The organism is Paenibacillus sp. P13VS (assembly GCF_015143645.1).
In the GTDB taxonomy this organism is placed as follows: domain Bacteria; phylum Bacillota; class Bacilli; order Paenibacillales; family Paenibacillaceae; genus Paenibacillus; species Paenibacillus xylanilyticus_A.
The window spans coordinates 157,624-183,092 of the sequence record NZ_WYEV01000002.1 but is presented as its reverse complement, the minus strand read 5'-3'; the positions used below and the strand labels follow the sequence as shown (position 1 = coordinate 183,092).

The 25,469-nt window shown below is 47.2% G+C and carries 23 protein-coding genes; all 23 read left to right on the top strand.

Annotated features, from left to right (window positions below; translation table 11 throughout):
• Positions 1–28 precede the first annotated feature (28 nt).
• The 23 genes from rimP to sleB all read left to right on the top strand — a co-directional run bounded on the left by rimP (position 29) and on the right by sleB (position 25,349).
• Positions 29–490 carry a ribosome maturation factor RimP gene (gene rimP / locus GUA98_RS01965; RefSeq protein ID WP_095287724.1) on the top strand — a complete coding sequence of 154 codons (462 nt, stop codon included), beginning with the start codon at positions 29–31 and terminating at the stop codon, positions 488–490.
• A 123-nt stretch (positions 491–613) separates the two neighbouring features.
• Complete coding sequence (nusA, locus tag GUA98_RS01960; RefSeq protein ID WP_095287723.1) at positions 614–1,711, top strand: transcription termination factor NusA; 1,098 nt, start codon at positions 614–616, stop codon at positions 1,709–1,711.
• A gap of 26 nt (positions 1,712–1,737) precedes the next feature.
• Positions 1,738–2,046 carry an RNase P modulator RnpM gene (gene rnpM, locus GUA98_RS01955; RefSeq protein WP_095287722.1) on the top strand — a complete coding sequence of 103 codons (309 nt, stop codon included), beginning with the start codon at positions 1,738–1,740 and terminating at the stop codon, positions 2,044–2,046.
• Positions 2,036–2,365, top strand: coding sequence for a L7Ae/L30e/S12e/Gadd45 family ribosomal protein (locus GUA98_RS01950; RefSeq protein WP_170948040.1), 330 nt, complete (start codon positions 2,036–2,038; stop codon positions 2,363–2,365). Before rnpM ends, GUA98_RS01950 begins: the two co-directional genes overlap by 11 nt.
• Complete coding sequence (gene infB / locus GUA98_RS01945; RefSeq protein WP_193721907.1) at positions 2,358–4,925, top strand: translation initiation factor IF-2; 2,568 nt, start codon at positions 2,358–2,360, stop codon at positions 4,923–4,925. The genes GUA98_RS01950 and infB overlap by 8 nt, the downstream gene beginning before the upstream one ends.
• 25 nt (positions 4,926–4,950) lie before the next feature.
• Entirely contained in the window at positions 4,951–5,310 is a 360-nt protein-coding gene (gene rbfA, locus GUA98_RS01940) for a 30S ribosome-binding factor RbfA (RefSeq protein ID WP_095358595.1), read from the top strand.
• A 19-nt stretch (positions 5,311–5,329) separates the two neighbouring features.
• A complete protein-coding gene (locus tag GUA98_RS01935; protein ID WP_193721906.1) occupies positions 5,330–6,307 on the top strand; it encodes a DHH family phosphoesterase in 978 nt (325 codons plus the stop codon).
• Complete coding sequence (gene truB / locus GUA98_RS01930) at positions 6,301–7,224, top strand: tRNA pseudouridine(55) synthase TruB (protein WP_193721905.1); 924 nt, start codon at positions 6,301–6,303, stop codon at positions 7,222–7,224. The genes GUA98_RS01935 and truB overlap by 7 nt, the downstream gene beginning before the upstream one ends.
• Before the next feature lie 70 nt (positions 7,225–7,294).
• Entirely contained in the window at positions 7,295–8,233 is a 939-nt protein-coding gene (locus GUA98_RS01925; RefSeq protein WP_193721904.1) for a bifunctional riboflavin kinase/FAD synthetase, read from the top strand.
• Between the two features lie 159 nt (positions 8,234–8,392).
• Positions 8,393–8,662 carry a 30S ribosomal protein S15 gene (gene rpsO / locus GUA98_RS01920; RefSeq protein ID WP_056700672.1) on the top strand — a complete coding sequence of 90 codons (270 nt, stop codon included), beginning with the start codon at positions 8,393–8,395 and terminating at the stop codon, positions 8,660–8,662.
• A gap of 227 nt (positions 8,663–8,889) precedes the next feature.
• Positions 8,890–10,992: a polyribonucleotide nucleotidyltransferase gene (pnp, locus tag GUA98_RS01915; RefSeq protein WP_153978031.1), complete on the top strand. Its 2,103-nt coding sequence runs from the start codon at positions 8,890–8,892 to the stop codon at positions 10,990–10,992.
• Between the two features lie 177 nt (positions 10,993–11,169).
• Positions 11,170–12,165 carry a polysaccharide deacetylase family protein gene (locus GUA98_RS01910; RefSeq protein ID WP_193721903.1) on the top strand — a complete coding sequence of 332 codons (996 nt, stop codon included), beginning with the start codon at positions 11,170–11,172 and terminating at the stop codon, positions 12,163–12,165.
• A gap of 94 nt (positions 12,166–12,259) precedes the next feature.
• Positions 12,260–13,543: a M16 family metallopeptidase gene (locus tag GUA98_RS01905; protein ID WP_193721902.1), complete on the top strand. Its 1,284-nt coding sequence runs from the start codon at positions 12,260–12,262 to the stop codon at positions 13,541–13,543.
• Positions 13,503–13,949 carry a dUTP diphosphatase gene (dut, locus tag GUA98_RS01900; protein WP_170948039.1) on the top strand — a complete coding sequence of 149 codons (447 nt, stop codon included), beginning with the start codon at positions 13,503–13,505 and terminating at the stop codon, positions 13,947–13,949. The genes GUA98_RS01905 and dut overlap by 41 nt, the downstream gene beginning before the upstream one ends.
• A 139-nt stretch (positions 13,950–14,088) precedes the next feature.
• The gene (gene dpsA, locus GUA98_RS01895; RefSeq protein ID WP_095358588.1) at positions 14,089–14,988 is read left to right on the top strand and encodes a dipicolinate synthase subunit DpsA; all 900 of its coding nucleotides are present in this window, start codon (positions 14,089–14,091) and stop codon (positions 14,986–14,988) included.
• The gene (locus tag GUA98_RS01890; protein WP_153978033.1) at positions 14,985–15,581 is read left to right on the top strand and encodes a dipicolinate synthase subunit B; all 597 of its coding nucleotides are present in this window, start codon (positions 14,985–14,987) and stop codon (positions 15,579–15,581) included. The genes dpsA and GUA98_RS01890 overlap by 4 nt, the downstream gene beginning before the upstream one ends.
• A 417-nt stretch (positions 15,582–15,998) precedes the next feature.
• Positions 15,999–17,216 (top strand): aspartate kinase, encoded by a 1,218-nt coding sequence (gene dapG, locus GUA98_RS01880; RefSeq protein WP_095358586.1) that lies wholly within the window; start codon positions 15,999–16,001, stop codon positions 17,214–17,216.
• 46 nt (positions 17,217–17,262) lie between these two features.
• Positions 17,263–18,141 carry a 4-hydroxy-tetrahydrodipicolinate synthase gene (gene dapA / locus GUA98_RS01875; RefSeq protein WP_153978034.1) on the top strand — a complete coding sequence of 293 codons (879 nt, stop codon included), beginning with the start codon at positions 17,263–17,265 and terminating at the stop codon, positions 18,139–18,141.
• Between the two features lie 473 nt (positions 18,142–18,614).
• Positions 18,615–20,294, top strand: a complete 1,680-nt coding sequence (locus GUA98_RS01870; protein ID WP_095287708.1) for a ribonuclease J — start codon at positions 18,615–18,617, stop codon at positions 20,292–20,294.
• Positions 20,295–20,510: 216 nt separating this feature from the next.
• Positions 20,511–21,284: a ClpP family protease gene (locus GUA98_RS01865; RefSeq protein WP_227779354.1), complete on the top strand. Its 774-nt coding sequence runs from the start codon at positions 20,511–20,513 to the stop codon at positions 21,282–21,284.
• Positions 21,281–21,511, top strand: coding sequence for a YlzJ-like family protein (locus GUA98_RS01860; RefSeq protein WP_095287706.1), 231 nt, complete (start codon positions 21,281–21,283; stop codon positions 21,509–21,511). Before GUA98_RS01865 ends, GUA98_RS01860 begins: the two co-directional genes overlap by 4 nt.
• 90 nt (positions 21,512–21,601) lie before the next feature.
• Positions 21,602–24,331: an FtsK/SpoIIIE family DNA translocase gene (locus tag GUA98_RS01855; RefSeq protein WP_193721901.1), complete on the top strand. Its 2,730-nt coding sequence runs from the start codon at positions 21,602–21,604 to the stop codon at positions 24,329–24,331.
• 190 nt (positions 24,332–24,521) lie between these two features.
• Positions 24,522–25,349, top strand: a complete 828-nt coding sequence (gene sleB, locus GUA98_RS01850) for a spore cortex-lytic enzyme (RefSeq protein ID WP_193721900.1) — start codon at positions 24,522–24,524, stop codon at positions 25,347–25,349.
• The last annotated feature ends 120 nt before the right edge of the window (positions 25,350–25,469 follow it).

The window sequence follows — 25,469 nt, the reverse complement described above, 5'->3', positions numbered from 1 at the left end:
GCGTAACCTAAGTTGGAGGTTATCGGTTTTGAGCACAACGAAGATTAAATCTACCGTGGAAGAAATGATCCAACCCTACTTGAATGAACAAGGCTTCGAGCTGGTTGACATCGATTACGTCAAAGAAGGCAGCAACTGGTTTTTACGGGTGTATGTCGACAAAGAGGGTGGCATCGACATCGATGATTGTGTCTTGATCAGCGAACAGCTGAGCGCCAAGCTGGATGAGAACGATCCGATTCCAACCGTCTATTTCCTTGAAGTGTCTTCTCCGGGAGCTGAACGTCCACTGAAAAAAGCGGAGGATGTTGCAAAATCCGTAGGGAAAAACGTATTTGTTACGACCTACGAAGCAGTGAATGGAATGAAGGAGTTTGAAGGTAAATTGCTTTCCTTTGATAACGGGGAACTTGTGATCGAAGCAGGCAAGAAGCAGTACACGGTTCCTTATGATAAGGTAGCCAGTGCGCGCTTGGCCATTCTGTTTTAAGTGCCTTGTTCACTTTATTATTGAAAAAGACACATCTCACGATAACGGCAAGGTGCTCATGAGTTTTGAGCCTTTCGCCGTTTTACGTATGAGATGCCATGTTTGAAAGGGGGATCAACATTCATGAGTATGGATTTTATTGAAGCAATGAATGAATTGGAGCGGGAAAAAGGGATCAGCAAGGATGTGCTGTTTGAAGCGATTGAGGCGGCATTAATCTCCAGCTACAAACGTAATTTCAACACCGCTCAAAACGTGCGTGTTGATATGAACCGCAACACTGGAGTTATTCGTGTATATGCACGTAAATTAATCGTGGAGGAAGTACTCGATTCACGCACTGAAATTTCGTTGCCTGCTGCACGTGAAATTAACCCACACTTCCAGCTGGAAGATATTGCGGAGATTGAGGTTACGCCGCGCGATTTCGGACGTATCGCCGCACAGACTGCCAAACAGGTAGTGACCCAGCGGATTCGTGAAGCCGAACGCGGCCTGATCTACAACGCTTTCGTGGACAAGGAAGAGGATATCGTTACGGGAGTGGTGCAGCGTCAGGATTTGCGCAATATCTACATCGATCTGGGCAAAATCGAAGCGGCATTACCGTTAACTGAATTAATGCCGAATGAAAAATTTGTTCATGGTGACCGCATTAAGGCATACATCACCAAGGTCGAGAATACGACCAAAGGGCCGCAAATCATCTTGTCCCGTACACACCCGGGTCTATTGAAACGTCTCTTTGAACTGGAAGTTCCTGAAATCTTTGACGGAGTCGTTGAGATTCGCTCCGTTGCACGTGAAGCTGGCTTCCGCTCCAAAATTGCCGTACATTCCCGCAATGAGGAAGTTGACCCGGTTGGATCATGTGTAGGCCCTAAAGGCATGCGCGTGCAGACCATTGTGGGTGAGCTGCGCGGTGAAAAGATTGACATCGTTCGTTACTCCGAACAGGTAGACGAATATGTGGCTAATGCATTGAGTCCTTCCAAAGTGTTGGAAGTTCAAGTATTTGAAGAAGAGAAGATGGCCCGTGTCATCGTACCGGACTATCAACTGTCCCTGGCTATCGGCATCAAGGGGCAAAATGCCCGCCTGGCAGCGAAGCTGACCGGCTGGAAAATCGACATTAAGAGCGAGAGCCAGGCGGAACAGGAATTCGGCAGAGAAAAAGATTCTTCTTCAGAAATGCACCAAGATTCCGTCTCCGTCGATTAAAGTAAAGCACGGGGGGGCGCTAACGTATGAAACAGAAAAAAGTGCCGCTGCGCAAATGTGTGGCGTGCCAAGAAATGATGCCCAAAAAGCAACTGATCCGTATCGTTAAAACGCCAGAGGATGAAGTGCTGATCGATTTGACTGGCAAAAAGTCCGGACGTGGCGCTTATTTATGCGGCAAGGAATCCTGTTTTAAACTTGCACTCAAAAACCGGTCTTTGGATCGGGCGTTGAAAGGCAAGGTTTCACCTGAAATTTACGAGCAATTGGCTGCTGATTTCGCTTCGGTTGAAGATGATTTCATCGCAGCGCAGGAGCGTGATCATGATGAATAACAAAGCGTTGTCTTATCTGGGACTCTCCATGCGCGCAGGCAAACTGGTGACAGGTGAAGAAATCGTGCTCAAGGCGATCCGTTCTTCCGAAGCTAAGATGGTTATTGTTGCGGGTGACGCCTCGGCCAATACACAGAAGAAATTTCGCGACAAATGCGGAACCTACAAAGTTCCGCTAGTGATCGGATTTGACCGGGATAGTCTGGGTTCAAGTATCGGTAAAGAAACGCGGGTTGTTCTTGCGGTAACGGACCGTGGGTTTGCAAAAATGATCTCCAAGCAAGTCGGTATAATGTCGGAGGTGGAGTATATTGAGTAAACAGGAAAACAAGGATAAATTGCGAGTTTATGAATATGCGAAGTCCCTTAATATGAGCAGCAAAGAAATTATAACCATTCTTAAAAAACTGGATATTCCCGTAAACAATCATATGAGCGTCATGGAGAATGGTTCAGTGGGTAAGGTGGAACAATTTTTTAAAGATATAAAATCCACTGCAGCATCCAAACAGAGCAGCGAGGCAAAATCAGTCGCTACTTCTTCCGTGCGCAGTGAAAAAACAGTGGACAGCAACAAGCCGGCCGGCGGAGCGAACACGCCGAACAACAGTAATTCATCCGGTAGTCCCGTACAAACAAAAATACAACAGGAAAAGCAGGTAGGTATGAACAATAGACCAAATTCAAACAATAACAACGGCTCCCAAAGACCCAGCGGCCAAGATAGCCGCAACAGAACAAACTCTTCCCAAGGCTCCAGCCAGGGCGGACAAACAGGTAATCGCTCCAGACCTTCGCAAGGCGGACAAAGCAGCACAGCTTCACGTCCACAAGGTTCAGGACAGCGTACGAACAACAGTGGTGGCGGTCAAGTAAGAAGTGCTGGACCAAGCAACACTGGCAATAGTGGCAACCGCAGCGGTGGCCAAGGACAGAACCAAGGTCAAGGTCAGCGCAGAGGCGGGCAAGGAAATTCCGGTAATAACAACGGCAACCGTTCAAACAGTGGCGGCGGAGGACGTCGTTACGATGACAACCGTGGCGGCAACTTCCGCGGTAACCGTGGTGGCAAGAACAACCGTAACAGAAACCAGCAGCAGTACCAGCAACGTGAGAAAATTGATAACACACCTAAGAAAATCATCGTACGTGGTGATATGACTGTGGGTGAAACAGCGAAGCTGCTTCACAAAGATGCTTCTGAAGTTATCAAGAAACTCATTGGTATGGGTGTTATGGCTACAATTAACCAAGAGCTCGATATCGATACCATTCTTCTGCTTGCAGGCGAATTCGGTGTTGAGGTTGAAGTGAAAATTGTGGTGGAAGACGATCGCTTCGAGACTGTCGAAGAAAATGATGATCCTGCAGATCTGCAATCCCGTCCTCCAGTTGTAACGATTATGGGTCACGTTGACCATGGTAAAACAACCCTGCTTGATGCCATTCGTTCCACGAATGTAACGGGCGGCGAAGCTGGCGGTATCACGCAGCATATCGGTGCGTATCAGGTAGAAATCAACAACAAAAAAATTACGTTCCTGGATACACCGGGTCACGAAGCGTTTACCGCGATGCGTGCTCGTGGTGCACAAGTAACGGATATTACTATCATCGTTGTTGCAGCTGATGACGGCGTTATGCCACAGACTGTCGAGGCTATTAACCACGCAAAAGCAGCGGGGCTTCCAATTATCGTTGCGGTTAACAAAATCGATAAGCCAGGTGCAGATCCGGACAGAGTTAAACAGGAATTGACCAACTATGAACTCGTTCCAGAAGAGTGGGGCGGAGATACCATCTTTGTTAACGTTTCGGCGAAACAAAGAATGGGTCTGGAAGGTTTGTTAGAAATGATCCTGCTCGTTGCTGAAGTGAACGAGTACAAAGCGAACCCGGACAAACGTGCCCGTGGTACAGTCATTGAAGCCGAGCTGGACAAAGGACGCGGCCCAGTTGCCCGTATTTTGGTACAGCATGGTACGTTGAAAGTTGGAGATGCCTTTGTAGCAGGTAACTGCTTCGGTCGCGTTCGTGCAATGGTGAACGACAAAGGTCGTCGTCTGAAAGAAGCTGGACCTTCTACTCCTGTAGAAATTACAGGTTTGACTGAAGTTCCAGGTGCGGGAGATCCGTTCATGGTATTCGAGGATGAGCGTAAAGCTCGTTCTATCGCTGATAAACGTGCGATTACGCAGCGTGAATCCGATCTGGGTACTAACACACGCGTAACACTGGACGATCTGTTCCAACACATCAAAGATGGCGAAATCAAAGATCTGAATGTCATTATCAAAGGTGACGTTCAAGGTTCTGTTGAAGCATTGAAGGGTTCACTTGCCAAAATCGAGGTTGAAGGCGTACGCGTGAAGATCATTCATAGCGGTGCTGGTGCAATTACTGAATCCGACATTATCTTGGCAGCGGCATCGAACGCCATCGTGATCGGTTTCAACGTTCGTCCTGATAATCAGGCGAAAGTAACTGCAGATCAAGAGCAGGTAGACATTCGTCTTCACCGTGTCATCTATAGCGTAATCGAAGAGATTGAACAGGCGATGAAAGGAATGCTTGATCCGATCTACAAAGAAAATGTTATCGGTCATGCTGAAGTTCGCAGCACGTTCAAAATCAGTAAAGTGGGTACCATTGCAGGATGTATGGTTACCTCTGGTAAAATTACACGTTCTGCTGAAGCACGCTTGATTCGTGATGGCATTGTTCTTTACGAAGGTAAGCTTGATTCACTGAAACGTTACAAAGATGATGCCAAAGAAGTAGCTCAAGGCTACGAATGTGGTATTACTCTTGATAACTATAACGATCTCAAAGAAGGCGACGTTATCGAAGCCTTTGTTATGGAGACGGTACAACGATAAGCAAGGAAGCATGAGGTGAACAATTATGGCCAAGATTCGTACAGGTAGAGTGGGCGAGCAGATCAAGAAAGAATTGAGCGTGCTCATCCAGTCCGAACTGAAAGATCCACGTATCGGCTTCATTACCGTAACAGGTGTCGACGTGACTAACGACTTGTCGCAAGCCAAAGTTTATCTGAGTGTCTTCGGTGAACAGGAGCAAAAGGATAACTCGCTTAAAGCACTGGATAAAGCAAATGGATTTTTGCGTTCCGAGCTGGGCAAGCGAATTAGACTTCGCCATGTACCTGAATTGATATTCAAGATCGACGAATCGATCGCTTATGGTAGCCGGATTGAGAAGCTGCTTGGCGACATCGGTACCGACAAGAACGAATCCCAGTAACAGCATAAAGGAGACGGCAATGCACACTTATGAACAGGCGCTTCAGGCAGGAAAGCAATTCCTGCTGGAGCATGATGATTACCTGGTCGTGTCGCATGTACAGCCGGACGGTGACGCAGTCAGCTCGACGGTAACAGTGGGCTGGCTGCTGTCATGTCTGGGGAAGACATTCACGATGATCAATGAAGGTGAGATCCCGCAGCGTATGCGTTTTTTGTGGAATGCAGACGAAATCGTGAACATGACCGAACAACCACCGCAGCGTAAATATAAAGCAGTGATTTGTGTAGACTGTGCAGACTTTGCAAGAGTGGGCCTAACTCGCCATTATTTCGAAGAAGATGCTGTTATTCTAAATATTGATCACCATCCCACCAATGATGCTTATGGAACGGTTAATATCATTAAGCCGGATGCAGCAGCTACTGCCGAGATCCTGTTTGATTTTGTAAACTTGTTCCCGGTGACGTTGAATCAAGATGCTGCAACGGCTATCTATACAGGGCTGCTTACGGATACAGGCGGGTTCCGGTACGCGAATACCAGTCCCAATGTAATGACAACAGCATCCAAATTGCTTGAGCATGGTGTAAATGGACCGTACCTTGCGCAAATTTTGCTTGAACAGGTTACGCTTCCCCAAGTTCGGATTTTGAATCAGGCGCTTTCGAGTCTGCAGATGACAGCGGATGGAAAAATTGCCTGGGTGGTTATTACGCCGGAAGATATGATTGCTTGTGGAGCGGCTAACGAGGATCTCGAAGGCGTTGTAAACTATCCCCGTAATATTCAAGGTGTAGAAGTGGGGATTTTTTTCAAAGTCATCAACAATAACGCGGTAAAAGTGTCTCTTCGTTCGGCAGGTAAAGTTGATGTTGCTGCGCTTGCACAGACATTTGGCGGAGGAGGCCACGTACTGGCTGCCGGGTGTCGTGTAGAAGGTGAGTTGGAAGAGATTGTAGCCAAAGTGCTGAAGCAGGTGAATGCGCAATGGTAAAACCACTTGAAGGGATTTTGCCTGTATACAAGCCGGCAGGATTCACCTCGCATGATGTTGTTGCCAAAATGCGACGCATTCTGAAAATGAAGCGTATTGGACACACCGGAACGTTGGACCCACAAGTTACTGGTGTACTTCCGCTCTGCCTCGGACGGGCCACACGGGTAGTCGAATACATGCAGGAACTTCCAAAAGAGTACTTGGCAACACTACGCTTGGGCCTGTCTACGGACACGGAGGATCTGACAGGTGAGGTTGTTGAACGTTCGGAAGATCCAGTCCAAGTTACCGAAGAACAGGTGCTTGAGGTCCTGAAACAGTTTAAGGGTACAATTTCGCAGGTTCCACCCATGTATTCAGCGGTAAAAGTTGACGGTAAACGTCTGTACGAGCTTGCACGTGAAGGCAAAACAGTGGAGCGTAAGAGCCGTGAGGTTACGATTTACGAGATTGAACTGACCGGAATCGAAACGCATGGGGATACGACAGATATTTCCTTCCGGGCATTATGTTCCAAAGGGACATATATTCGAACATTGTGCGTAGATATCGGCCGAGAACTGGGATACCCATCTACCATGGTACAGCTTGAGCGTACCATTTCTGCGGGAATTACAGCGGATCGGTGTTTGCGATTTGAGGATGTGGAGCAGCACATGGCCGCAGGTACACTGGCTGAAGTGCTGATTTCAGTAGATGATGCCGTTGACTACATGCCTGCCCATAAAGTTCCAGAGGATAACACCAAAGGCGCTCTCCAAGGTCAGAAATTGTCTGCACGTTTATTGGAGCCGCCCGTGGAACAGCCAGGGCTTCTGCGGTTATATGCTCAGGATGGCACATTTCTCGGTATTTTCGAACGGGATGAACATAAACCAACAGTTCGAGCTGTTAAGGTTTTTTTACCGGAATAAAGAGGCCTTGAGTTTAGGTTCATGTGATGTTAAGCTCGGTCTATCAAGTGAAATGCAGGTGAATGATTGTATGAAAACCGTAATGCTAACGTATCCGCAGACATTAACTTCCGATGAATTGCGTAGACAACCCCAGGTGCTGGCCATTGGCCAATTTGACGGAATGCATCTCGGACATGCAAGCGTCATTCTGTCAGCTGTCCGTATTGCTCGTGAAAAGGGCATGCAGTCAGCGGTAATGACATTCCATCCGCATCCGAAGGAAGTCATGCGCAAAGGTGATTATGAAGGTTATTTGACGCCCCTGAGAGATAAGGAAGATATCTTGGCAGAGATGGGCGTTGACGTGTTATATGTTGTGGAGTTTAATGAAGAATTTTCACATTTGACACCGGAGCAGTTTGTACATGATCTGTTGATTCCGCTTCAGACACGAACAGCGGTCGTTGGCTTTGACTTCCGCTTTGGTCACAAGGGAGCCGGTAATGAACAGATGCTTCGCTCGCTCGGCGGCAGCGATATGGCTGTAGAAACTGTACCTCCATTCCTGCTTAATGGGGAGAAGGTAAGCAGTTCTTTAATTCGGGGTTTGCTTAAACGAGGAGAAATGGATGAGGCAAGTCAGTGGCTTGGACGTCCGTACAGTATCAGAGGAACCGTTATCCACGGAGAGAAACGCGGCCGGACCATTGGTTTTCCTACTGCCAATCTCGAATTGACAGATCATTATGTGGCACCAGCAAAAGGTGTGTATGCTGTACGTGTATATCATGGGGAGCAGTCGTTGCGAGGGGTAATGAACCTCGGTGTGAAGCCTACGTTCCACGATAGCGGGATGAAGCCTACATTTGAAGTGCATGTGCTTGATTTTGAAGGGCATCTCTATGATGAGGAATTGAAGGTAGAACTGGTTCACTATATTCGGGAAGAACGCAAGTTTGACTCCATCGACGCTCTGATCAGCCAGATTCGGGAAGATGCCTTGACTGCAGCAAGACTCTTAGGTTGAAATTCTGAGTAAAATGTATGTTTACATTTACTTTGGTTAGGCAACTATGATATAATGTACTACGTTGTCGTTTGAGACAACAGACAACCTTGGCTTGGTTGCACGCTCTCACCGGCGGTAACGAGGCTAATGGCGATTATAATGAAGGAGGTGAATAGGATGGCATTGACTCAAGAACGTAAACAACAACTGATCGACGAGCACAAAACTCATGAGTCCGATACTGGATCACCTGAGGTGCAAGTTGCTATCCTTACGGAAAACATCAGAAGTTTGACAGACCACTTGCGTACGCATAAGAAAGACCACCACTCACGTCGTGGACTTTTGAAAATGGTAGGTCAACGTCGTAAGCTTTTGGCTTACGTGAAAAACAAAGATGTTAAACGTTACAGCGCACTGATCGAGAAACTCGGATTGCGTCGTTAATTATCGTACATGTTTTCAAAACCAACCTGGCTGTTTTCCGTCGTTCCTCTATGGACAAGCGGAGTTTACAGCCGGGTTGTTTTGTAGATGAACATGTTGCCATATATTTGTAGATGACAGCTCCGCAAGGAGCTTTTGTTTTGCAAGTTAATGAATGCAGGACAAGCAGGAAATACTGAGAAAATGCAGAATCCATTGTGTTAGGAACGATTAGAAGGAGGGATTTCATGGAAAAGCGTGTTGAAATGCAGCTTGGTGGAAGAACGCTTGTGCTTGAAACAGGACGTTTGGCTAAACAGGCAAATGCTGCTGTTAAAGTAACATACGGAGATACGGTTGTTTTGTGTACCGTTACCGCATCAAGCGAACCGAAAGATCTGGACTTTTTCCCACTCACGGTGAACTATGAGGAAAGATTGTATGCTGTAGGTAAAATTCCAGGCGGATTCATTAAACGGGAAGGAAGACCAAGCGAGAAAGCCATTCTGGCTAGTCGTCTGACAGACCGTCCAATTCGTCCATTGTTCCCTGAAGGTTTCCGTAATGATGTACAAGTTCTTAATATCGTTATGAGTGTTGATCAGGACTGTGAACCACAGATTGCTGCCATGATCGGTACATCGGCTGCACTGAGCATTTCGGACGTACCATTCAACGGGCCAATCGGTGGCGTAAAAGTTGGACGTATTGATGGCGAATTCATTATCAACCCAACCATTGCCCAGCTTGAAGTCAGTGAAATTGAACTCGTTGTTGCAGGAACCAAAGACGCCATCATGATGGTAGAGGCAGAAGCAAACGAAGTTCCGGAAGAAGTCATGCTTGAAGCCATCATGTTCGGACATGATGAAATCAAGAACATTGTGGCTGTCATTGAAGAACTGGTTCAAGTGGCCGGCAAAGAAAAAATGGCTGTAAAACTGCACGCTGTAAATGCTGAAGTGAACAGTGCTGTACGTGAATATGCGAGTGCTCGCTTGGTAGAAGCGGTTAAAATCGCTGAGAAGCATGCTCGTCAAGATGCGATTGATGCAGTGAATGACGAAACTGTTGCTCATTTTGAAGAGCAATACATCGAAACTCCAGAACTGCTCAAAGACGTGAAAGAAGTGCTGCACGACATCGTCAAAGAAGAAGTGCGCCGCTTGATCACTCATGATAAGGTTCGTCCGGACGGACGTGGACTTGCTGAAATTCGTCCAATTGAGTGTGATACATCATTGCTGCCGCGTACACATGGTTCCGGTTTGTTCACACGTGGTCAAACACAAGCGCTTAGCATTTGTACGTTGGGTGCATTGGGTGATGTTCAGATTCTGGACGGAATCAGCTTGGAAGAAACCAAACGCTTCATGCATCATTACAACTTCCCGCCATTCAGCGTAGGTGAAGCTCGTCCATTGCGTGCTCCGGGCCGTCGTGAAATTGGACATGGTGCATTGGGTGAACGTGCTCTTGCTAAAGTTATTCCTTCGGAGACGGACTTCCCGTACACCATTCGTCTGGTATCAGAAGTATTGGAATCAAACGGATCAACTTCACAAGCAAGTATCTGCGCAAGTACGCTTGCCATGATGGATGCTGGTGTACCAATTAAAGCTCCGGTTGCAGGGGTGGCTATGGGTCTGATCAAAGATGGAGAGCATGTATCCATTCTTAGTGATATTCAAGGTATGGAAGATCACCTGGGTGACATGGACTTCAAAGTGGCAGGAACACCTGAAGGTGTGACAGCGATCCAGATGGATATTAAAATTGATGGTATTGATCGTCAAATCTTGTCCGAAGCTTTGGCTCAAGCCAAAGAAGGCCGTATGCATATCCTGGGCAAAATGACCGAAGTAATGAAAACACCGCGTGAGCAGCTGTCTCAATATGCGCCTAAAATTACGACTATGCATATTAATCCGGATAAAATCCGTGATGTTATCGGTGCTGGTGGTAAAATTATCAATAAAATCATCGAGGAAACTGGTGTTAAAATTGATATTGAACAAGACGGACGCGTATTTATCGCTTCTTCCAACCAGGACATGAACGATAAGGCAAAATCGATTATCGAAGGAATCGTACGCGAAGTGCTGGTCGGCGAGATTTATGTCGGCAAAGTAAAACGTGTTGAGAAATTCGGTGCATTTGTCGAAGTTCTGCCGAACAAAGAGGGTCTGGTTCACATCTCACAACTGTCAACAGAGCGTGTTGCCAAAGTAGAAGATGTTGTAGCCGTAGGTGATTCCATTACCGTTAAAGTAACGGAAATTGACCAACAAGGTCGCATCAACTTGTCCCGCAAAGCAGTATTGACGGCTGAAGCTCCGGCACAGTCCTAAGCTCTGCCTTACTTTTTACAGATCCATTGAATGAAGAGACAGAATGTGTATTTCTGGCTCTTTTTTTAACGCCTAAAATCGGAAACGGTAATGGGTTTCGAAAGACTGCCTGAATTTGTTCATATTCTTGCCCTTGTCCTCATATGATGGGGACAAAGACGGCGGGAGGATGGAACTGTGAAAAACCAATCCAAAAAGCTGGTTGCAGTTCTGGCGGGTGTGGCGGCTGTCATACTGGTCGGACAAGTAGGCAGTGTACGTACATACATTACGGAGATTCGGGATGGCCCGGGGACACAAAATGCATTTGATATGTTTCAGGAGGCGACTGGAGAGGATGCTCTGTTGTCGGCGATCCGGGATAAAGCGGCCGAAACAAAAGTAGCTCCGGTCAACGCCAAAGTGGACAGGGTATGGAAGGCGATACCGGGATATAACGGCTTGGAGATTGATGTGGAAGCCACGTATCGCAAGGCACTTGGTGGCAATCTCAATACCAAAATTGCATATGTTTATCGTCAGGTTGAACCGGAAATCCAGCTCAAGGATCTTGGGGCTCATCCGGTATACCGGGGGAATCCGGCAAAACCGATGGTTTCGTTTATGATTAATGTGGCTTGGGGGAATGAGTATATCATCCCGATGCTTGACACGCTCGATGCCGAGAAGGTGAAGGCGACCTTTTTTCTGGATGGAAGCTGGTTAAAGAAAAATGCCGAGCTCGCCAAAGAGATTCAGAAACGAGGTCATGAACTGTCCAACCATGCGTATTCTCATCCGAACATGAGTCGATTGAGCGCAGAACGGGCCAGACTTGAGATAAGCAAGACAGAGGATCTGCTCAAGGAGACGCTAGGGGTGGAAAACCGCTGGTTTGCTCCCCCGTCAGGTGACTTTAATCAGAAAACGGTAGACATTGCCTCAAGCATGGGGTTGCAGACGGTCCTATGGACACTGGACACCGTCGATTGGAGAAAGCCAAGTTCAGCTTCCATTGTAAATAAAATTGGGGCAAAAGTGGAAGCGGGCACGTTAATTTTGATGCATCCTACGGCATCCTCGTCAGGAGCACTGAAAGGTATGATTGAGTCGATTCGTGCAAAAGGGCTCGTTCTTGGTACTGTGAGTGAGACGTTATCTTCGGAACGCATAAAAGCTCCAGCGGTTGAGTGAGCGGCGTTTTTTTGTTAATATCAAACAGTTGGAACCAAATGTCGATTTCGTTTTTGGAGATCAGGGCAATTATAGAGATGTAGGAGGGCCAACCGTGAAAAAAATTCAGCTGGGCAATGGCCTCAGGGTAGTCATGGAACAGATTCCGACCTGTCGTTCCGTGTCTTTTGGTATATGGGTCAAGACAGGATCGCGCAACGAGCAGCCTGTTAACAATGGAGTATCACATTTTATTGAGCACATGTTGTTCAAGGGAACGGATCGTTACGATGCCAAGGCAATTGCGGAACAGTTTGATGCTATCGGTGGTAACGTAAACGCGTTCACTTCAAAAGAATACACGTGTTATTATGCTAAAGTACTGGATGAGCATCTGCCTATCGCTGTAGATGTATTGTCTGACATGTTTTTCCGCTCCAAAATGGATGATGGCGAGCTTATCAAAGAGAAAAACGTCATCCTGGAAGAAATTTCAATGTACGAGGATACACCGGATGATATGGTGCATGATCTGATGGCTACGGCTGCTTATGGAGAGCATCCACTGGCTTACCCGATTTTGGGTACGGAGGAACGACTCAAAGCGATGGGTTCGAACGATCTGCGTGCTTATATGAAAGAGCACTACACCATTGAGAACACCGTGATTAGTATTGCAGGTAATATTGATGTCAGTGTCATAGAGTTGATGGAAAAACACTTTGGATCATTTGACGTTCATGGTGCGGCCGAACAGATTACCGTTCCCAAATTCCAGAGCGGGCAGCTCTTTCACAAGAAGAAAACGGAACAGAACCACATTTGTATTTCGTTCCCTGGCTGCAAAATTGGAGACCCACTGCAGTTTGCCATGGTAGTATTAAACAATGCTATTGGTGGCGGCATGAGCTCCAGACTGTTCCAGGAAATTCGTGAAAAACGCGGACTGGCATATTCCGTATATTCCTATCACAGTTCTCATGCGGACAGCGGGCTGTTTACGATATATGCAGGTACTGCACCGAAACAAACGAAAGAAGTGTTGGATCTGACCAAAGAGGTTCTGCAGGATCTTGCCGTTAACGGTCTGACGGAAGATGAGCTGCGCAAAGGAAAGGAACAGCTGAAGGGAAGCCTGATTCTCAGTTTGGAAAGCACGGGAAGCCGGATGAATCGTTTGGGTAAAAACGAACTGATGCTGGGCAGACACCATACGCTGGATGAGATGATAGCCAAAATTGAACAAGTAACGATGGAAGATATCGATGCTGTACTTGACCTGATGTTCGCGGAGCCGTTTGCGCTTGCTATGGTCGGTGCCTCTGATCGCACCATTGCTGGATTAAGAAGGGATGATTTTGTTGCATTACGTTCAAATTCAAAAGTTACCGGGCAATGAAGATATTAAACTGCCTCAAAAAATGTCGGAGCTTGCATCAGGCTTTGATGTAGTTGCTGCGCTTCAGGAGGACGTTGTACTGCAGCCGGGACAGCGCACGCTGATTCCGACAGGTCTGGCTATGGCTATGCCTGCGGGCCTTGAAGCACAGATTCGCCCACGCAGTGGCCTGGCGTTCAAACATGGCATTACCTGTTTAAACACACCGGGTACCATCGATGCGGATTACCGGGGTGAGGTTAAAGTGCTTTTGATTAATCTAGGCCAGGAGCCATTCACTATTGTACGGGGTGAACGCATTGCTCAGATCGTGTTTCAGACTGTGCCTGCTGTTGAACTAACCGAAGTGAGCGAGCTTTCGGAAACGGTTCGCGGCGAAGGCGGATTCGGTCATACCGGAAAATAATAAACGGCTACGAATGACGAAGGGCCTTCCCATATGGGAAGGCCTTTTTTGTTTGAAGAAGAGATAGGAAATGTTTTCACCCCCCTGTGGGCCCCTGCATACGATAAGGCATACATGTGGTGAAAGGAGTGACGTCCCGATGCTGACCGGAGTCCGGATAGTAGTCCTGGGCGGAGATGCGCGGCAGCTTGAAGTCATTCAAAAATGCGCAGAGCTGGATGCCACAGTGAGTGTGGTCGGTTTCGACAAGCTGGAGCGTTCTATTCCGGGGATCGAACATCATGAGCTGGAGGATGAGGTGTTGGCATCAGCGGATGTGCTGGTGCTGCCCGTGGTTGGATGTGATGATCAGGGGAAAGTGAGCACCTCATTCAGTGACTTGCCGATTTTCCTTAAAAAAGAACAGATAGCGGCATTGCCAGAGCATTGTATTGTTTTCACAGGAATGGCAAAGCCATTTTTGCGTGAGTTGTGCGTGGATAACGGATTGCGGCTTATTGAGGTATTGGATCGTGATGATATTGCGCTCTACAACTCGATACCGACAGCTGAGGGAGCGGTCGCTATGGCGATTCGGGAGACGGACTTCACGATCCACGGGTCGGAATGTATTGTGCTTGGGCTCGGCCGAACGGGATTCACAATGGCGAAAACGCTCCAGGGTCTAGGGGCAAATGTACGGGTGGGAATCAGGCGGGAAGAAGATGCGGCCCGGGCTAACATCATGGGCTGGAAGCCCTTCATGACAACGGATTTGGCCGCTCAAACCGGGGCAGTTGACTTGCTTTTTAATACGATACCGACTATGATAATCACAGCACAAATCCTGTCCAGAATGCCGCAAAAAGCAGTCATTATTGACCTCGCATCCGCTCCTGGCGGCTGCGATTTCAGATATGCTGAAAAACGCGGCATCAAAGCGCTTCTAGCGCCAGGCCTCCCCGGCATTGTTGCTCCCAAAACGGCTGGCGGCATCATTGCCGACGTGTTGATCCGTTTGCTTTTGGAAGAACAAAACGCACGGGAGGTTGAACTATGAACTGGAAGGGTAAAACGGTAGGTTATGCGATTACGGGTTCTCATTGTACGTTTGAAGAGGTTATGCCGGTAATTAGCCGGTTTGTGGCTGAGGGTGCAAATGTCGTTCCAATTATTTCCAATTCGGTATTAACAACGGATACACGCTTTGGTACGGCTCAGAACTGGCAAAAACAGTTGAAAGATATAACAGGTAATGATATCATTTCTACAATTGTTGAGGCGGAACCGCTCGGGCCATCCAAATTGCTTGATGTGCTCGTGATTGCTCCCTGCACAGGGAACACCACCAGTAAGCTGGCTAATGCGATGACCGATAGCCCTGTGCTGATGGCAGCCAAAGCCCAGATGAGGAATCAGCGTCCGGTCGTGCTTGCCATCTCCACAAATGATGGTCTGGGACTGAATGCCGCGAACATCGCCAAACTGCTTGTGGCAAAATATATGTACTTTGTACCGTTCGGGCAGGATGATCCGGTGAAGAAACCAAACTCGTTAGTAGCAAAAATGGAACTTATTCCGGAAGCATGCTGGAGTGCACTGGAAGGTAAACAGTTACAGCCGATGATTGTGGAACGTTCTGCACAGGCTTAATCGTTTATTAACCAAGTTTAACTAATGTTTACGGGTTTGATTTCACAGTGGAGAAGTTCCAGGATAACGGTTATACGCATGAAGAATTGAACTTGGTTAGGGTAGACAAAGAAAATCATGGGGGACGATATGTCGGAAGTTTAACAGCTTTCTGTGTACGCGTTCCTGTCGTTGAAGGGCATTCCTGCTTGCAGTGAAATGATCGCAAGCGGGATGCGTTCATGAAGATATGCATGTCGTGATCGGTGTACAACCGAGCTTCAGTTTGTAAATTGCTTTGAGCAATCTACAGAGGAAAAACGGCATATAATGTCGTAATCATTGCTGAATTTATTGCATCGGAACGCTCCCTGGGTTGATCCATTTGTTGATTTGACCGTGTCCAGTCTTCTTGCGTACACAAATGGAGGAATTAAGATGCGTATCATGGTACAGAAATTTGGAGGCACGTCGCTCTCTACAGTTCAGGCGAGAGAGCACGTGCTCCGTCATATTAAACGTGAACTTGAGGCAGGACTTAGTCTTGTCATTGTTGTGTCCGCTATGGGCCGCCGGGGTGAACCCTATGCTACAGATACACTGCTCGACTGGGCAGCACAAAATGGTAATTCGCTGTCTGCACGTGAAAAGGATTTATTACTGTGCTGCGGTGAAATCATATCAGCTACAACGCTCAGCAGTCTTCTGGAACATGAAAACATCCCCACCACTGTACTGACTGGTGCGCAGGCAGGCTTTGTGACGGACGACAATTTCGGGAATGCCCGGATTTTGGATGTCCGTCCTGTTCGTGTGCTGGAGGAACTTCAAAAGAATCGTGTTGTTATTGTTACGGGTTTCCAAGGGCAGACAGAGAGCGGGGACTTTACCACTTTAGGTCGTGGGGGTAGTGATACATCAGCAACGGCATTGGGGGCTGCTCTTCATGCGGAGATGGTGGATATCTACACGGATGTAAACGGCATTTTGACTGCCGATCCGCGAATTGTAGAGGATGCACGTCCGTTAACTGTGGTGAGTTATGCGGAGATCTGTAATATGGCGCATCACGGGGCCAAGGTTATTCACCCCCGAGCAGTTGAAATTGCAATGCAATCCCAGATTCCTGTGCGCGTGCGTTCCACTTTTGCAGACAGCGAAGGAACCCTTGTTACCCATCCGGAAGGCTTCCAGGATGTGCAGACAGGCATAGTAGATCGTTATGTGACGGGTATTGCTTACGTTAGCAATGTGACCCAAATCACAGTAGATGTACCTGGAGGCGCAGACCGGCTGCAGCTGAAAGTCTTCAAAACCATGGCTGAAAATTCGATTAGTGTTGATTTTATTAATGTTACCCCTTCAGGAGTCGTCTATACGGTATTTGACAGTGACTCTGAAAAAGCAATTCAAGTATTGCAAGAGATTGGTCTTAAACCTCAAAGTCTGTCCGGCTGTGCCAAAGTTTCGGTGATCGGCGGTGGAATTAACGGTGTGCCTGGCATCATGGCAAGAATCGTTGAATCGTTAACACTGGCTGACATTCAGATTTTGCAATCGGCAGATTCGAACACAACCATCTGGGTACTTGTAAAAAAAGAAGATATGGTTCAGGCCCTGAGGGCGCTTCATACCTCATTCGAACTTCATCTGTAATTTAGAAGCGATCGGAGCCAGACCTGTTTTGAAGGAGGAAATCGAATTGGACTTTGGAAGATTGATTACAGCAATGGTCACTCCGTTCAACGAACAGGGGGAGATTCATTGGGAGGAAACTGCAAGGCTAATAGACTATTTAATTGCAGATCAAAAATCTGAAGCACTTGTGGTGTCCGGTACAACCGGTGAATCTCCTACACTTAGCGACAGTGAGAAGGTGCAGCTTTTTGAGTTTGCAGTTAAGCATGCTGCAGGAAGATGCAAAATCATTGCCGGAACAGGGTCTAACAATACTGCCCATTCGATCCATCTGACTCAAGAAGCTGAACGTGTCGGCGTGGATGGGGTCCTTTTGGTCGTTCCTTATTACAACAAACCAAGCCAGGAAGGCATGTTCCAACATTTCGAAGCCATCGCGAGCTCAACCAAACTGCCCGTGATGCTATATAACGTCCCAGGGCGTACCTCAGCCTGTTTGTCTGCTGCTACAACGCTTCGACTGGCTCAGATACCGAATATCGTGGCTACGAAAGAATGTGCTTCGTTGGAGCATGTGACACTCGTCGCTGCAGGTGCACCCGATCACTTTAAAGTATATACGGGAGACGATGCGTCAGGCTTACCAGCAATCACAGTGGGGGCTTACGGCATTGTTAGCGTCGCGAGCCATGTGGTTGGTTCAGAGATGAAGCAGATGATTGATTCCTTTGTCGGCGGAGACACTCAAAATGCAACGAAATTGCATCAGAAGCTTTTCCCGGTGTTCAAAGGTTTGTTTGAGTGTCCTCAGCCTTTGCCGAACCCGGTTGCAGTGAAATATGCACTGACGTTACGTGGGATGAATGTGGGTTCTGTACGTCTGCCGCTCATTGCCCCAACCGAAGACGAGCAGGGCTTTATCCGTGCCTTGTTTAATGAATAGCAGTCACAAGACTTGAAATTATTAATCTTGGTAACCTATTTTAATCAGACAGGAACCGCTCTTCTGCGAAAGAAGAAGCGGTTCTTTTTTCGCTTTTTTGGGTTGTTTCAACCTTGCTGATAAAGGGAAACCTAGTGCTCAACGACAGAGTGACTTGTTTTTTTTGTTTTTAATCATGTATAATGATGTCAAGTGACTGGGTGCGGTATTTTTTTGAAATTGAAAGCGACATCGTTTCGAGATGTGGCTTTGCGGTGAAAAGGGAAGGAACGGCTAAGAAGGAATGATTTCAAATCCAACTTGTTGGTGAAGGGGAATTGCTTCGAAGAACTTCTTCCAAATATCGTGAATAAAGGTGTTCTTTTGCATACATGCCTATCTATTGGTTTGTCATGTGGAGATTACTTTTTTAACTTACAATAAATAAAATAATAAGGTACGACGTCCAACTACCATAGGAGGTTCAGATTCATTTGTCTAAGAAAAATAATAACGATAAACTGATGATTTTTGCACTGGGCGGCGTAGGCGAGATTGGTAAAAATATGTATGTTATCCAATACGCTAACGACATTGTAGTCGTAGATGCTGGCCTTAAATTCCCTGAAGAAGATATGCTTGGAATCGACATTGTCATTCCTGACATTTCGTACCTGACTGAGAATCGTGACAAAGTAAGAGGTATCATTTTGACTCACGGTCACGAAGATCATATCGGTGGATTGCCGTATGTTCTGAAACACCTTAACGTTCCTGTATACGGAACGAAGCTTACACTCGGACTGGTGGAAAACAAGCTGAAAGAAGCCAATTTGCTGGGTGAAACCAAACGCATTCTGATTGATGCTGATTCCGAGATCCAACTTGGATCAGTATTGAAAGCAACATTCTTTGCTACTAACCATAGTATTCCGGATTCCGTTGGTGTATGTGTTGAAACACCAGAAGGTGCTGTAGTTCACACAGGTGACTTCAAATTCGACCACACACCAGTAAATGGTCAATATGCGGATCTTCAACGTATGGCACAGATCGGTACGAATGGCGTACTTGCGCTTTTGTCTGACAGTACCAATGCCGAGAAACCAGGCTTTACGCCTTCCGAGAAAAATGTGGGTATCGTTCTAGAAGATATCTTCCGTAAAGCGAGCCAGCGCGTTGTTGTGGCTACCTTTGCTTCCAACGTACACCGGATTCAACAGGTCATTAACGCAGCAGAAGTAACTGGCCGCAAAGTGGCTGTCATTGGACGCAGTATGGTGAATGTTGTAGGTATTGCTTCGGATTTGGGCTATCTGGATATTCCGGACGGCATGATCATTGAACCTGAAGAAGTAGGTAAAATGGCAGCTGACCGAGTTGTTATTCTCTGCACAGGAAGTCAAGGCGAGCCAATGTCCGCATTGACTCGGATGGCTCGTTCTACTCATCGTAAAGTAGACATTCTTCCTGGAGACACCGTTATTATCGCAGCAACACCGGTACCAGGTAATGAGAAGTATGTGGGCCGTACCATTGATGAACTGTTCCGTCTCGGAGCTAATGTTCATTACAGTGGTGCGAACAGCGGTGTACACGTATCCGGACACGGTAGCCAGGAAGAGCTCAAGCTGATGCTTAACCTGATGAAACCTAAATTCTTCCTGCCAATTCACGGGGAGTTCCGTATGCAGCGCCGCCATGCCGTTCTTGCTGAATCTGTAGGTATCGACCCTGATAATATCTTCATCACGGATATCGGTGAAGTGGTTGAGATTCAAGGCGGAGCAGCACGCAAGGCAGGTAAAGTTACTGCAGGCAACGTACTGATCGACGGATTGGGTGTAGGCGATGTAGGTAACATCGTATTGCGTGATCGCAAACTGTTATCCCAAGATGGTATTCTTGTCGTTGTAGTTACCCTGAGCAAACAGGATGGTAAAATTGTATCCGGTCCGGATATCATCTCCCGTGGATTTGTATACGTACGGGAATCCGAAGGATTGCTTGATGAAGCCAACCGTATTGTCAGCAGCACTCTGCAAAAGTTGATGAGTGAGAACGTAAACGAATGGGCTTCACTCAAAACGAATGTAAAAGACGCACTGGGACGCTTCCTGTATGAGCAAACTCGTCGCAGACCGATGATTTTGCCGATTATCATGGAAGTTTAAAATACATTAAAATTATATATTCAGGCACACAGTCGCCCCTGATCTACGAGTAATATTGGACGGTTCCTCGTAGATCAGGGGCTTTTTTTGTTTTTTTCGGATTACATTCATGGAGGATGTGAGAGATATTTGGCAGGTTGTTGGGTATAAGTAGGCTGGAAAATTCCCCATACTAAGGAATACATTAAAATGGTTATGGGGAAGGGGATTAATCTAATGAGTGAGTATATGAATGGCAAACAGACATCCAAGTCGAATCAACCCGAGACAGAGACACCGGGCATACCTGCCCAAGATGACAAAGGATTGGCTCCCGTTACTGAGGCCATCCAGCAGTTCGGACAGACTCAGTCACCTGCAGGAGAGTCCAATATTTTCTGTATGACGATTATTGGACAGGTTGAAGGTCACTTGATTCTGCCTCCGCAAAATAAAACAACGAAGTATGAGCATATTATCCCGCAATTGGTTGCTGCTGAACAGAATTCCCGGATTGAAGGCATCCTGATCATTCTGAACACCGTGGGAGGAGACGTAGAGGCAGGGTTGGCCATTGCCGAGATGATAGCTTCTCTGAGCAAGCCTACCGTTACCGTTGTTATTGGGGGAGGACACAGCATTGGGGTTCCAATTGCAGTAGCTTCCACCTATTCATTGATTGCCGGAAGTGCAACAATGACGATTCATCCCATCCGAATGAATGGACTGGTCATTGGGGTACCTCAAACATTCGAATATATGGAGAAAATGCAGGAACGGGTTGTTCGCTTTGTCACCACGCACTCGAATATTTCGGAGGACATGTTCAAAGAACTCATGTTTAAGACAGGGGAATTGAACCGGGATATCGGTACCGCCGTGGGGAGTGCAGATGCAGTCAAATACGGATTAATGGATGCGGTTGGCGGCATTGGACAAGCCATTGCTCAACTGAACAAACTTATCGGAGACAAGAGACAGACCCTGCAGGCAGGAGGGCTTACGCAATGACCATGTATACTGTAATGCCGCCGGAACATCTCTGGTCGGGGATGTGGAATGAAGGGGAGGATACGCGTGAAGTCAAGATTAACGGTTTATTGATGCAGATCAGACCGGTTAGTGAGAGCGAAGCAGTTATCGTGCGTTTGCTTGACTGCCCGCTGGAAGCGTACCTTGATCCTGCTAATATGCCTGGCTCCAAAGTTCCTCTTTCCGGTAACCCGGGACCAACATAACATGACGAAAAAAGACAAATAGGGCAAGAAAAGAACATATGTACGGATTATATTTGTATGGTATAATATTCTTCTGGGGGTGACCTGATTTTGGCCAGAAGAAAAAAGAAGAAGAAAAAAGGCGCTGCGTTCAGCGGCGTTTTAAAATATGAAATCTATGGTATTGTGCTCATTACGCTGGCGGTTATCGCTCTATCCGGAGAAGCAACCGTAGGACGTTCACTATCCAAAATGTTCGGATTAATGCTAGGGAAGTTCTATTTTGCCATTCCGCTGGTTGGGATCTACTACGGATTGATGGTTATGATTCATCGAAAGTGGCCAAGCGGTTGGACTACTCGCAAGACGGGACTTGTTCTTCTGGTGTTTGCGTTAACGTTGATGAGTACCGTATCTGCAATGCATCAGAAGCTCATCCCTGTGGGTGCGCTCGAGCCTGGAGCGGTTATTACACAAGTACATAATGATATGCAAACCGAACTGCTTCAACCTGCCCCAGGTGAACGTGATTCCATGTTGAATAAGGACATAAGTGGCGGCTACATTGGGGCTGCTCAGTTTGCTCTGTTTCTGTGGTTGTTCGGCAGTCTAGGCGCGCGTTTGATCATGATCGTGATGTTTATTATCAGTTTTATGCTGATTACGAATCTGTCCTATGTCGATCTGGTGCGTATATTCAGAACCAAGGTATGGGATGCCGGCAGTTCGATCTACAAAAAGCTGGAGTCCAGGCCATCCGCACGATCTGCTGCAGCATCCTCGGGAAAAAAAGGTGGAGCAGCACGTAAAGTGGTTCCTATTCCGGAGGATATCGAAGACGATGAAGAGGATGACTTGGAAGAGATGCATCTTCCCAAGCGGAAAGCACCCATTTTCTTTCAATTGTTTGGTAAGTGGGGTGCGGATCGGGAGACAACCAAATCAGACCGAGAGATGGAGCAAGAGCAGCCACCGGCAGAGCAAGTGTTATACCGCGCTGAGCCGGATCATTTCGCAGAATCATGGAATGAAGAGCCAGCATTTGTCTCAGATGTTCCAGCCTCTACTGAAAGGACTGCTGCACCGAAAACCAGTTCAGCTCCGATTATTCGTGATTTCTTCGAACACGTCAGATCCGAGGATCATCTGAAGGATGACGATTTGGACGATGCGTACCCGTTTCCTGATGACATTTCAGATTCCAGTCAGGATGACGACATTCCGATCAAAATTAGTGATGAACTGGTAGATGGAGCGGATTGGCCTGTAAACGAGGCGGGTGCTGATGACCTGAGTGAAATGGAGAACAGCCCGGAAGGACAATCTGGTGGGGTAAATGATTCATCTTCGGTGATGAACGGCGAAAGTGTTGAGGGGCAGGAGATGGAGCCTGTTAAACCGCCTCCACCACCTCCGAAGCCATATAAACTGCCTTCGTTCCGTTTGCTTGCGAAGCCTAATAACGGCGGTAAGGGCGGAGATCAAAAAGATTATATGCAAACGGCCCGGAAGCTTGAAGCCACACTGGAAAGCTTCGGTGTGCGGGCGAAAGTCCTTGAAGTGGTTAGAGGACCAGCTGTTACGCGTTATGAGATTCAGCCGGATATAGGTGTAAAAGTTAGCCGAATTGTAAGTTTGACGGATGATATTGCACTGGCATTAGCGGCCAAGGATATTCGGATGGAAGCACCGATTCCGGGTAAATCAGCAATCGGTATCGAAGTGCCTAACGGTGAAGTTTCCGTTGTAACGATGCGTGAGGTTATGGAAACATCTACGTTTCAGGATGCAGAATCCAAAGTGACGATTGCATTTGGACGGGATATTTCTGGTCAGACCATCATAGGCAACCTTGCCCGTATGCCCCATTTGCTTGTTGCAGGTGCTACGGGTTCTGGTAAATCGGTATGTATTAACGGGATTATCACAAGTATTCTGTACAAAGCGAAACCGGACGAAGTTAAATTTCTGATGGTCGATCCGAAAATGGTTGAGCTTAATGTATACAATGGCATTCCTCATCTAATGGCTCCGGTAGTTACGGATCCCAAGAGAGCCTCGCTGGCCCTCAAAAAGATAGTGGTCGAGATGGAAAAAAGGTATGAGCTGTTCTCCAAATCGGGTACACGGAACGTCGAAGGTTACAACAACCTGATGAAGGATAATCCGGCAGCCGTGTTGCCATATATCGTTGTTATAGTGGACGAGCTTGCGGATCTGATGATGGTTGCAGCCGGGGATGTGGAAGATGCCATTGCCCGTCTTGCGCAAATGGCGCGTGCAGCCGGAATCCATCTCATCATCGCCACGCAGCGGCCTTCCGTAGATGTCATTACAGGTGTCATCAAAGCCAATATCCCTTCCCGGATCGCATTCGGTGTGTCATCACAGGTGGACTCCCGGACGATCTTAGATATGGGAGGAGCCGAGAAACTGCTGGGTCGCGGCGATATGCTGTTTATGCCAATGGGCGCTTCCAAGCCTGTACGGGTGCAGGGAGCCTTCATGAGTGATGAAGAAGTTGAGAATATTGTTAATTATGTGCGTGGACAAGGCGAAGCCCAGTACGATGAATCACTTGTTCCTGAAGTCGATGACTCCGTTCAAGCGGCAGATGAAGTACAGGATGAACTGTACGAGCAGGCTGTACAAATTATATTGGAAGCGAAGCAAGCTTCCGTATCCTTGCTTCAGCGGCGCATGCGTGTGGGTTATACTCGCGCCGCACGTCTGATCGACTCCATGGAGGCACGTGGCGTTATTGGCCCGTATGAGGGCAGTAAGCCTAGGGAGGTTCTAATTTCGCTGGAACAATATCAACAAAACAAAATAAGTTCTTAAGTACGACTAAGAATTGTATCTATGCAAGCCCCTGACAATAAGTTGGGGGCTTTTTTTGTTGTTGATGGTCGTTGAGGTTTTGCCATGTTGTCCAAAGATCGGATGATTTGGTGCATAGGAAGCAAGCAGGCTTGTCATAATAACGTTAGCGATTCTGTTAATCCCACAAGAGAAAGGTAGAGCACAGTCGATGCGAAAAATGAACATATGGCTTTTCACTGCGATCTTGCTGATGTCTGCATTGGGAATTCGTTATTTGCTCCCTGACCATTCGGCAACCCAAGAATCCAAACCAAATCCTTCCCAGGTGGAAGAGAAGTCGATTCCCACCTTCAGCAGCAACACCGTGCAATATGGAAGTTATGGGCAGGATGTATACGAGCTACAAGGCAGACTGAAGTACTTAGGTTTTTACAATGGTAAAATCGATAGTAACTTTGGCAGCAGCACGCTAAAATCCGTAAAGTGGTTTCAGTCTGAATTCGGTATGAAAGCGGATGGCGTGGTTGGTGCTAAAACCAAACTGAGATTGTACAATGCAACTAAACAATGGTCCCCAACCGAGCCTCCACTGCACAAGGAGTCGTCAGGCCAGGGTACGGACAAAACCGATAATGCAAACAAAGAGCAGGACAACATGGGTTCTGCCAATTCCATGGGCCTTACCGAAAATGAAATTAAGATTATGGCCAATGCAGTATATGGTGAATCCCGGGGTGAACCTTTCGAAGGTCAGGTAGCCGTAGCTGCAGTTATATTGAATCGTGTCAGATCACCGGAATTTCCAAATACACCATCCGGTGTCATTTTCCAGCCTGGTGCATTTACCGCTGTAGCTGACGGGCAGATCTATCTGGAACCCAATGCTCAGGCCCGTAAAGCGGTTGAGCAGGCAATGAATGGCTGGGACCCATCCGGTGGCTGCCTGTATTACTTCAATCCCAAGACGGCTACTTCCAAGTGGATCTGGACCCGTCCTCAGGTGAAAACAATCGGTCAGCATATCTTTTGTATGTGATGATGTTGGAAGCAACCAGAAGAGGCGTCTTCGGTTGCTTCTTGCCTTTTGCATGGGTTAAAATGGTTGTTGCACTTGAGAGTTACTGAAATATTGCCTAACAAATGACGCCGTAAAGGG